This is a genomic window from Vibrio sp. CAU 1672, assembly GCF_029223195.1.
Lineage (GTDB): Bacteria > Pseudomonadota > Gammaproteobacteria > Enterobacterales > Vibrionaceae > Vibrio.
This window is the reverse complement of record NZ_JARHUF010000008.1, coordinates 185047-195253: the sequence shown is the minus strand read 5'-3', so window position 1 is coordinate 195253 and position 10207 is coordinate 185047. Positions and strand designations below refer to the sequence as shown.

7 protein-coding genes, 1 tRNA gene and 1 rRNA gene are annotated in these 10207 nt (G+C 49.3%); 3 read left to right on the top strand and 6 right to left on the bottom strand.

Annotation, left to right across the window (positions count from 1 at the left end; genetic code table 11):
• The first annotated feature begins 39 nt into the window (after positions 1–39).
• Positions 40–155: ribosomal RNA gene (rrf, locus tag P2G85_RS10170) — 5S ribosomal RNA — on the top strand.
• A gap of 41 nt (positions 156–196) precedes the next feature.
• Positions 197–273 (top strand) — tRNA-Asp (locus P2G85_RS10165).
• 270 nt (positions 274–543) lie between these two features.
• Here the strand turns inward: P2G85_RS10165 and P2G85_RS10160 are convergent.
• Together P2G85_RS10160 and ilvY are read right to left on the bottom strand one after the other, a co-directional pair.
• A complete protein-coding gene (locus tag P2G85_RS10160; RefSeq protein ID WP_275863987.1) occupies positions 544–2076 on the bottom strand; it encodes a phospholipase D family protein in 1533 nt (510 codons plus the stop codon).
• 106 nt (positions 2077–2182) lie between these two features.
• Positions 2183–3073, bottom strand: coding sequence for an HTH-type transcriptional activator IlvY (gene ilvY, locus P2G85_RS10155; RefSeq protein WP_275863986.1), 891 nt, complete (start codon positions 3071–3073; stop codon positions 2183–2185).
• Positions 3074–3217: 144 nt separating this feature from the next.
• On the opposite strand from ilvY, the gene ilvC reads away from it, so the two are divergent.
• Positions 3218–4702 carry a ketol-acid reductoisomerase gene (ilvC, locus tag P2G85_RS10150; RefSeq protein ID WP_275863985.1) on the top strand — a complete coding sequence of 495 codons (1485 nt, stop codon included), beginning with the start codon at positions 3218–3220 and terminating at the stop codon, positions 4700–4702.
• Positions 4703–4933: 231 nt separating this feature from the next.
• Here ilvC and P2G85_RS10145 read toward each other — a convergent pair whose 3' ends face one another.
• The 4 genes from P2G85_RS10145 to P2G85_RS10130 form a co-directional block, all read right to left on the bottom strand.
• On the bottom strand, positions 4934–5191 hold the full coding sequence (locus tag P2G85_RS10145) for an accessory factor UbiK family protein (RefSeq protein WP_275863984.1): 258 nt from the start codon (positions 5189–5191) through the stop codon (positions 4934–4936).
• 147 nt (positions 5192–5338) lie between these two features.
• Positions 5339–8461, bottom strand: a complete 3123-nt coding sequence (locus P2G85_RS10140) for a multidrug efflux RND transporter permease subunit (RefSeq protein WP_275863983.1) — start codon at positions 8459–8461, stop codon at positions 5339–5341.
• Positions 8462–8472: 11 nt separating this feature from the next.
• Positions 8473–9579 (bottom strand): efflux RND transporter periplasmic adaptor subunit, encoded by a 1107-nt coding sequence (locus tag P2G85_RS10135; RefSeq protein WP_275863982.1) that lies wholly within the window; start codon positions 9577–9579, stop codon positions 8473–8475.
• 18 nt (positions 9580–9597) lie between these two features.
• Positions 9598–10179, bottom strand: a complete 582-nt coding sequence (locus tag P2G85_RS10130) for a TetR/AcrR family transcriptional regulator (RefSeq protein WP_275863981.1) — start codon at positions 10177–10179, stop codon at positions 9598–9600.
• Between the last annotated feature and the right edge of the window lie 28 nt (positions 10180–10207).

Here is a 10207-nt window from a genome sequence, read left to right as displayed (position 1 = left end):
TAGAGAACACAAAAACAGCTTTCCGAATTAAAGAATTTGCTTGGCGACCATAGCGATTTGGACCCACCTGATTCCATGCCGAACTCAGAAGTGAAACGAATTAGCGCCGATGGTAGTGTGGGGCTTCCCCATGTGAGAGTAGGACATCGCCAGGCTTTAAATTTTGGACACCTGCCAATAGCAGGTAAGCCACTGCGGAGTGGTAGTTCAGTTGGTTAGAATACCGGCCTGTCACGCCGGGGGTCGCGGGTTCGAGTCCCGTCCACTCCGCCACTTATTCAGAAGCCTCGCTAGAAACGGCGAGGCTTTTTCTGTTTATACCGCCGAATAAAATACTATCCCCTAGTCATATCAGTCGGCATAAGTAGTTGATCATTTTTGCTGGCTAACATCGCTGATAACGGCGTTGTCGCTTTTGTTATTAGCGGCAATCCACGCCTTGTTTTAAGCGATGTTTCCTGCGCAATTATCTTATCCAGATTGCGATCAAGCCATACAGGCCACTTCCATTGTTAGTGTTATCCAATCGTACCTGCTGGATATCTAAAGAATATTCTTAGGTACCACTCGGTGAAGCTTTACTCCGATTTGCTTCGGCATGCTGACTTTATTATCTGGGTTAAAGTCTTTCGTGATTCGCCATGCATTTTCGGGTGCCATTTCAGTCAGCATTGAAGCCTTTACATGCCTGGTGATATCCGGTGAATGGATTATTGCGAAACTTTCAGTGTTAAGGTTTGCACTGCGGGGATCGAAATTGTAGGTTCCGACAACAGTGATGCCATCATCAATCGTCATTGTTTTCGCATGCAGGCCGAATATCGGCGTAGTCGGCAGTTTCTTGTACATATGCTCTGTCATCACGCGATGCCTGACCTGAGCATCGGGTTTGAACTCGTATACCTCAACGCCAGTATCGAGAAGCTGTTTTCTGTTTCTCTGATAACCACTGAATGCGGCTAAGTTATCATTGGAGGCAAGGCTATTGGTCAGGATCTTAATTGAAATGCCTTTATTGACCAGTTGGCGAAGAAATTGTCGATTTTTTTTGGTTGTGACGAGATAAGGGGTTTGGATGAGGATGCTCTTCTGAGCATTTTCGCTTAACTCAATCAACTTATCTCGTGTAATACCTCCGCCACCAAGGAACATTTCGTGACGGTTTTTTCCTGGTGTATCAGCAATATATTCCACACGATCGACCAACAGAAACTTGCCTTCTTCTGCGATTCGTGCAAAAGTCTGCGGGACTCGCTCGATTTCTTGCCGGATCTCCGGGTGGAAATGAGTTGGGTTGCAGGCGTAGGAGTGTAATCTAGAGAAATCGGGATTTCCGTGACTGGGGGCGGGAGCAAACAGCGCTTCTACAGAAACACTCAGTGTACTCTGCCAGTATTCTTCGAAGGAGCTTTGTACGTCATTTACGGCTTTACCGGCGAGAAAAACGTCTCGATCTCTAAAGTTGTATTCATGATCAAAGCCAAAGTATTCATCTGCAATGTTTCTTCCCCCGGTGATCGCGAGCTGTCCATCAACCAAGAAAACCTTGTTGTGCATTCTCTGGTTGATGCCATGGAAGTCGGTCAACAGTGTCGTTATTTTCTCTGCGATATTTTTACCAATATTGACATTTGGGTTATACACTTTGATTTCGAAGTTCTCATGGGCTGCAAGCATCAGTAACTCATCACCTTTTACTTCCAGCATGATGTCATCGACCAGTACTCGGACTTTGACACCGCGTTCTGCCGCCTTGACTAGATAGTCAGTGGCAATCAGGCCAATATTGTCGACGGAAAAGATAAAGTACTGTACATCAATGGTTTTTTCGGCGCGCTCGGTTAACCAGGCTCGTGACATCATTGCTTCCGCCCCTTGCTCCAGGACATAGACCCCTGTCTTTTGCTCCAGCTGGGACTGATAAGGCACAAGGTAACTGGACAGAGGTTTAACGGGTTTGATTGGCTGAGCCAGGCAATAGTCCTTTGCAGACAAAGGAACGCTATCGGGAGCGGAGCTGCATCCGATAATCAGTAAGGGGAGTGAAACCAGGGTAATCTTCTTAAGTGACGTCATTGAATTAAGCGCCTTAGCCAAATAACTGATGAAAATTGTACCGTTAAATCAGGTCAAGACACATCCTAACCATGTCTGTAGTTTGACTGGTGATCAGTGAACCGATTTAGGGCTGAATGTAGACCTTTTCCGCTACTTTCCAAAATGCAGCGAGTAATGGGTTTTCCAGATTTGAGCGCTTACACACCACTCCGAGTTTAAACGGCTTGATAGGCTCGAGTTTTAATCGTTGGATCTTATCTCTTACTGGGCTGTTCACGATAACCACTTCCGGTGCAATACCAACCCCGCACCCTAAGGCAACCATGCTGACAATAGCTTCATGTCCTGACACCTGGGCGTAGATATTGGGCTTGATGCGCATCTTTTTAAACCAGGCATTGGCTCTCTCCCGGGCGGTTCCGGCTTCGGGCAGAATAAAAGGGATGGCTGTCCAATCTGGTCTTTCTTTGTGTAACTCTTCTGCAAAGCTGCTGATGCTTGCCGGGGCTATTACTGAGAGAGGAACTTCACTAATTGGTTCAAAAGCGATTTTTGCCGGGAGTTGTTCTGGTTTCGCCGATATCGCAATATCGGCTTCATCACTCAAGATTTTTTCAATCGCCTGAGCTGGGTCACCGGTTGATAGTTTAAATTCGATATAGGGATGCTGGAGACGAAACTCAGAGATCAGTTCAGGAAGATGGCTGTAGCTGGCCGTGACCGAGCAGAACAGGCGGATTTCACCTTGTAGTTCATCTTCTGTGCCTTTGAGTTGGTTCTGGTACTGTTGCCAGTCGGACAAGATTTTGAGCGCCACAGGCACGAGTTTCTTGCCTTGGGTGGTGAGCTCAACGCTGCGGTTGTCGCGGACAAACAGGATCTGATTGGTGTCGTTTTCCAATTTCTGAATTTGGCGACTTAATGCTGAAGGGCTGATATGCATCGCTGAGGCGGTTTTGGAAAAGTTTTTACTATCACAGAGATGAATGAACAGCTGCAGACTTTTAATGTTCATGGAATGGTCACACCCTTGTTGCATTTATTGCAATAACTAATTGTGAATATATCACTTTAAGCAATTCAATGTCTGTTTTAGTATCAGGTTATTCGATAGTGAGATATCGACCGAATGGATAAATTCTTAAAGGAGAGCCCGATCATGGCTAACTATTTCAACACGTTAAACCTACGCCAGCAGTTGGACCAACTTGGCCGTTGTCGTTTTATGGACCGCAGCGAGTTTGCCTCTGAAGCTGATTACCTGAAAGGCAAAAAAGTGGTTATTGTTGGTTGTGGTGCACAAGGTCTCAACCAGGGTCTCAACATGCGTGATTCGGGGCTCAACGTTGCGTATGCGCTGCGTCAAGCTGCGATCGATGAGCAGCGTCAATCCTACAAGAACGCAAAAGAGAATGGTTTTGAAGTAGATAGTTACGAAAATCTGATCCCTGAGGCTGATCTGGTTATCAACTTAACGCCAGATAAGCAGCATACCAACGTTGTCGAGACCGTTATGCCGCTGATGAAAGAAGGCGCGGCGCTTGGTTATTCACACGGTTTCAACGTGGTTGAAGAGGGGATGCAGATCCGTAAAGACCTGACGGTCGTTATGGTGGCGCCTAAATGTCCGGGCACAGAGGTGCGTGAAGAGTATAAGCGCGGCTTTGGCGTACCAACGTTGATTGCGGTTCACCCAGAGAATGATCCAAAAGGTGAAGGCTGGGATATCGCTAAAGCATGGGCGGCGGGAACCGGTGGTCACCGCGCTGGCTGTCTGGAGTCTTCATTTGTTGCAGAAGTAAAATCTGATCTGATGGGTGAGCAAACCATCCTGTGTGGCATGCTCCAGGCTGGCTCGATCGTTTGTTATGAGAAGATGGTTGCTGACGGTATCGACCCTGGTTATGCCGGCAAACTGCTGCAGTATGGTTGGGAAACCATCACCGAAGCGCTTAAGTTTGGTGGCATTACCCATATGATGGATCGCTTATCGAACCCTGCCAAGATCAAGGCGTTTGAGCTGTCTGAAGAGCTAAAAGAGCTGATGCGTCCGCTTTATAACAAGCACATGGATGACATCATTTCAGGTGAGTTCTCAAGTACCATGATGGCCGACTGGGCCAATGACGATGCGAACCTGCTTGGCTGGCGTGCAGAAACTGGCGAAACCGCGTTTGAAAACTATCCGGATACTGATGTTGAGATCTCTGAGCAAGAGTACTTCGATAACGGTATTCTAATGGTTGCTATGGTTCGTGCAGGGGTTGAGCTGGCGTTTGAGGCGATGACTGCTTCCGGTATCATCGATGAGTCGGCTTACTATGAATCACTCCATGAGCTTCCACTGATTGCTAACACTATTGCACGTAAGCGCCTGTACGAAATGAACGTGGTTATTTCAGATACGGCGGAATACGGTAACTACCTGTTTGCTAACGTTGCCACTCCGCTACTGCGTGAGAAATTTATGCCATCCGTAGGCACGGACGTGATCGGCAAAGGTTTGGGTGAGACGTCTAACCAGGTCGATAACGCAACACTAATTACTGTCAATGATGCAGTCCGCAACCATCCAGTGGAATACATTGGTGAAGAGCTGCGTGGCTACATGACCGATATGAAGCGTATCGCAGTAGGCGGTTAGTGAGTTGTTTTAAGCTTTGTTGCGACGGCGAAGGCGCTTAATTTATCTGCATAAACGCAGCGCCTTTCCCTCGAACGGAAGCTTTAACCTGACTGAACGAACACGCTAACCAGCGGAAAATACTTTTAAGAACTCCAGACAGACTGGGGTCAATAAATACAAAATAACACGACATCTAATTAAAAGGCTTGGTCACTGACCAAGCCTTTTTTATCTCTGCTGATTAATTGGTTAGTCGTTTTTTTCGGCCAACTTCTGTTCCAGCTCGGTCAGCTTTTGTTCCATCTCGGTCAGCTTTTGACGTGTGCGCAGCAGCACCTGAGTCTGAACATCAAACTCTTCACGGCTGACCACGTCCAGCTTGTTGAGCTGACCTTGGATAACTTGACGAATTTTCTGATCGACATCGGCACCGAGTTCTTTCACCGGGGCTGGCATCGAGTCGTGAATTTGTTTAGCAATTTGCTCTAGTTTTTTGGGGTCAAACATGATGACTGAAACTCCTTTCGATTAATCCTCATTTTATGTAATTGGTACGGGAAAGTCGCTAGTTAGGTTGCAAAAATTCGAACCAGTCATTGGCAAATGACCGATATAAAAAAGGCCACCGGAGTGGCCTTTTGTGGTCAGAAACTATTAGCGGTTTTCGGCAAGCTCACGGTGTGCCGCTTTTGCTTCATCAACCCGCGCCAGCTTTGCCAGGTCTTTATCTTCGACAAAGACGGGTAGAGGCTTGTGCTTCTCCGCCAGATAGCTGTAGATCACCGGTAGGACAAACAAGGTAAAGATAGTACCAATTGCCAGGCCTGCCACGATAACAATACCAATACTAAAGCGCTGAGCGGCACCGGCACCGGTGGCGTACATGAGTGGGATAAGGCCGGCAATCATTGCTGCGGTTGTCATCAGGATCGGACGCAGACGGACCTTCGCCGCCTCCATCACCGCTTCCGTTTTACCGAGCTTGTTGTGCAGCTGTTCTTCTTTCGCCACCTCACAGATTAAGATACCGTGCTTAGTGATCAGACCCACCAGGGTGATCAGACCCACTTGCGAGTAGATGTTCATCGACGCTGCGCCCCAGGCCAGTGCGATCAAAGCACCACAGATCGCCAGCGGTACCGAGACCATAATCACCAGCGGATCTCTTACCGACTCAAACTGGATGGCCAGTACCAGGAAGATGATCGCCAGGGCCAGACCGAATGTTGCGTACAGGGCGCTACCTTCGGTCACGTACTGACGCGCTTCGCCCATGTAGTCATGGTTATAACCGCTTGGCAACTTGCTGACAGCGATGTCTTCAAACCAATTGATTGCATCGCCCATCGCGGTCCCCGGTGCGGGAACTGCGCCTATGGTGGCAGAGTTAAGCTGGTTGAAGTGAGGCAGTGAGCGAGGCTCGGCCACCACATCAATACTGATCAGGCTGCCAAGTGGAACGGCTTTACCATCAGCGGAGCGAACGTAGTAGTTGTTCATTGACTCCGGATTCAGGCGCCACTTACGCTCTACCTGAGGGATCACTTCGTACGAGCGACCGTTAAGGTCGATACGGTTTACGTAGCCATCAGCCATCATGGTACTCAATGTGATACCAATGTCTTGCATGGTCACGCCGTAAGCCCCCGCTTTGTCTTTGTCGATGTTGATTTTCATCGTCGCTGAATCGTAGTTCAGATCCAGATCAGAGTAGACAAACATCGGGCTCGACTTCACTTCAGTCAGCACCTCTGTGGCAATAGTGAATAAGCTTTCAAATGCATTGGGGGTGGTGATCACAAACTGAATCGGCAGGCCTCCCCCGGCCCCCGGCAGTTCTGGCATCTGGAAGGCAGTCACAGCCATGCCCGGTACGTTGGCAACCAGGCCACCTACGCGTTTTGCCACTTCAGACTGACTGGCTTCCCGCTCGCTCCAGGGCACCATAGAGGCGATACCAAACGCCTGGTTGGAGTTTGGCACCCCGGTAAATACCTGGGCAAACGCGACTTCTGGCTGATCAGACAGTATCTGGTTGACGTCATTCATGGTGTTTTGCATGAAGTCCAGGTTGGCATTGGATGGTGCGGTACCCATCAGCATCACCACGCCTTTGTCTTCCGCTGGTGCCAGTTCACTCGGAATGAACTTAAACAGCATCGGCAGGCTGGCAAAGACGATAAGAGCAAAACCAATCACCACCGGACGATGTTGCATGATTGCGCTAAGCATGGCGGCATAGCGGTTGGTCATGCTATCCAATACGTTGTGCACTTTCTGTTCAAACTTGCTCGGCTCTTCGTGTGCCTTAAGCATTTTTGAACACATCATCGGCGATAGTGTCAGCGCCACGATGCCCGATACGAATACCGAACCCGCCAGGGTTAAGGCAAACTCCTTAAACAGCGAGCCGGTGATCCCGCCCATCAGCGCGATCGGGGCGTATACCGCACCCAGCGTGAGCGTCATTGCAATTACCGGCACGGCAATTTCACGGGTACCGATGATCGCGGCCCGGAATGGTGATTCACCCAGTTTGATGTGGCGGTCGACGTTTTCCAGTACCACAATCGCATCGTCCACGACCAGGCCGATAGCCAGTACCATCGCCAGCAGGGTCATCAGGTTCCATGAGAAACCCATCGCCTGCATGACCATCGCCACCCCAATCAGTGAGAGCGGAATGGTGACGATCGGGATGATAACCGCACGGAATGATCCCAAGAACAGGGTGATCACCACCAATACGATCACTGCCGCTTCGACAATGGTCTTGATGACTTCGTTGATCGACTCGTTGATCGCAATCGTCGAGTCGTACATCACATTCATCTGAATATTGCTGGGCAGGTTGCGCTCAAGTTGAGGCAGCAGTTCCAGCACATCGGCCGCAATATTGATTGGGTTGGCACTTGGTGCCGCGTTAATGGCTGCGACAACCGCCTCTTGTCCATTGGCGCTGGCACGATAGACATCGTGGCTCTTCTCGAGAGTGACTTTAGCAATGTCGCTCAGGCGGGTAACATCACCTTCATCGGTGCTGATCACCAGATTCGACAGTTCTTCGACGTTGGAGACCTGAGTATCGGCGCTGCCGTTATACAGCACAAATTCACCGATAGCCTGGCCCGTTGCCGACTGGTAGTTGTTGGCGTTCAATACGCCCATCACGTCAGTGGCGGTCAGGCGCAGGGCTGCCATTTTGGCAGGGTCGAGCCAGATACGCAGGGCATATTTCATCCCGCCGTAGAGATCCACCTTCGAGACACCATTAACCGTAAACAGCTGCGGGTTGATCACCCGTTCCAGATAGTCGGTGATTTGGCTGGAAGAGAGCTCATCACTGGTGAAACCAATATACAGTACCGCAGTGGTTGAACCGGTCGACATGGTCACTGTCGGGTCTTCGGCTTCTTTCGGCAGCTGTGAGCGAACCGAGTTGGTTTTAGCCAGAATATCAGACAGGGCGGCATTGGGGTCGGTGTTCAACTTCATGGTGACAGTAATCGTAGACTTACCCAGCACCGAGGATGACGTCATGTAATCGATATTGTCTGCCTGTGCGACGGCCTGCTCCAATGGCTGGGTAATAAAGCCCTGGATAAGATCAGCACTGGCACCATAGTAACTCGTCGTCACGGTGACGACGGTGTTAGTCATTTCAGGGTATTCTCGAACCTGCATCTTGAACACTGCCTGCAAACCAAGCAGGGCGATCAAGAAGCTGATCGATACCGCTAAAACTGGACGTTTAATAAAAACATCAGTAAAGCGCATGAGGCCTCCAGTTACAGCATTGGGGTTTTAGCCGGTGGCGTAGTCGCATCGCTTTCTACCACCCGAACTTTTGCATCGTTACTCAGACGAACCTGGCCGGACGTTACAACGATATCGCCCGCATTGACACCGTCGAGGATGTGAGCGATATCCTTGGTGCGTTCACCTACTTTTACCACGTGCTGCTTAACGCGTTTCTCACCGTTTTCTTCTGTCACAATGTAGACATTGTCACCATACAGGGTAAAGGTGATGGCGGTTTGCGGCAGGGTTACCTGGTTTGCCAGCTTAGGCAGAATGATATTGGCGCGGGCAAACATGCCGCTGCGCAGCTGCCCATCACTGTTTGGAATATCAGCCTGCACCTGGATCAGGCCACTTTGGATGTTGACCGCCGGTTCGATGGCAGAGATGGAGCCTTTGAATGTACGCTCTGGGTAAGCATCAACAAAAATATCGACTTCCTGGTCGAGAGAAATGCGTGAAATATCGGTCTGTGGCACCGTAAAGCGCAGGCGCATCACGCTGGTGTCTTCCAGGCGAACGATATCGGTACCGGCTTGCAGGTACTGGCCCAGATAGACATTGCGGATACCGACCACGCCCGCAAATGGCGCTTTGATTTCCCGGCGGTCGATTGAGGCGTTTAAGCTCTCAATGTCGGCTTTGAGTGAGAAATAGTTTGCTTCAGCCTCATCGTAGGCTTCTTTCGAAATCGAGCCTTTTTTGTACAGCCCTTGGTAGCGTTTGTACTTGGCTTGCGCTGCCGGCAGTTTAGCTTGTGTACTCTTCAGATTGGCTTTTTCGACTTCGGAATCCAGTAGGACCAGAGGTTGGCCTTCTTCAACAGAGGTGCCTGAATCAAAAGCGATCTTGTCAATTACCCCGCTGGTTTCATTGGCAATCGTCACACCTTGGTTAGGCTCGATAAAGCCAATTGCTTCAATCACCGGTACCCAGTCAACCGCTTTTACTTCCGTGACGGTAACCGGAAACTCCGGCTCAGGACGATTCGCCATGTATTCAGCGATCTTTTGTTGTTTAAACAGGTTAAAACCTATCACGCTGCCAAACAGCAGTACCGCGATAAGTAACATAAAGAAAGTCCACTTTTTCATTCTATTAAGAACTCCAAATTAGTGTGTAATGATTGCATCCCAACTGGCTTCAATTGACGCTTCCAGCGCGATGTCATCCAGTTGATAAAATCCTAAAGCATGTTTTCGCGCCAGAGTGACACTCGCTTCCAGGCTCAACCCAAACAGAATTTCATTATCAAGGGATTTAAAAAGGCCCTCTTCTTTCCCTTGGGTAAAAAGACGATCCACTTGGGCAAACATTTTTCGCTCAAGTTCCCGAGTTTTTGCACTTTTGGTACAGGGTAGAGATTCATATTGGACCCGGTTGCTGATGGTTTCCATGTTGGATGCCGCCAGATTCCAGATATTGAGCCACATGGTGCGATAACGGGTTTTCAGCGACATCTCGTCCGTAACGTTGGCCTGAACAGCGCTGGCAATTCGTTTGGCGACCTGTAAGCGAACATCATCAAGGAGGTGCTCTTTATCTGTGAAGTAACGGTAGATGGTTCCGGCTGCAACCCCGGCTTCTTTGGCCAGTTTGTGCATGGATAAACCTTGAAACCCAGATTCCGCAATGAGTTTTTCAGCAGCGAATAAAATCTGCTCGCGTTTATCAGCAGCAGTAATATTGGACATTGATCAGATTGTTAGTGAATGAACGTTC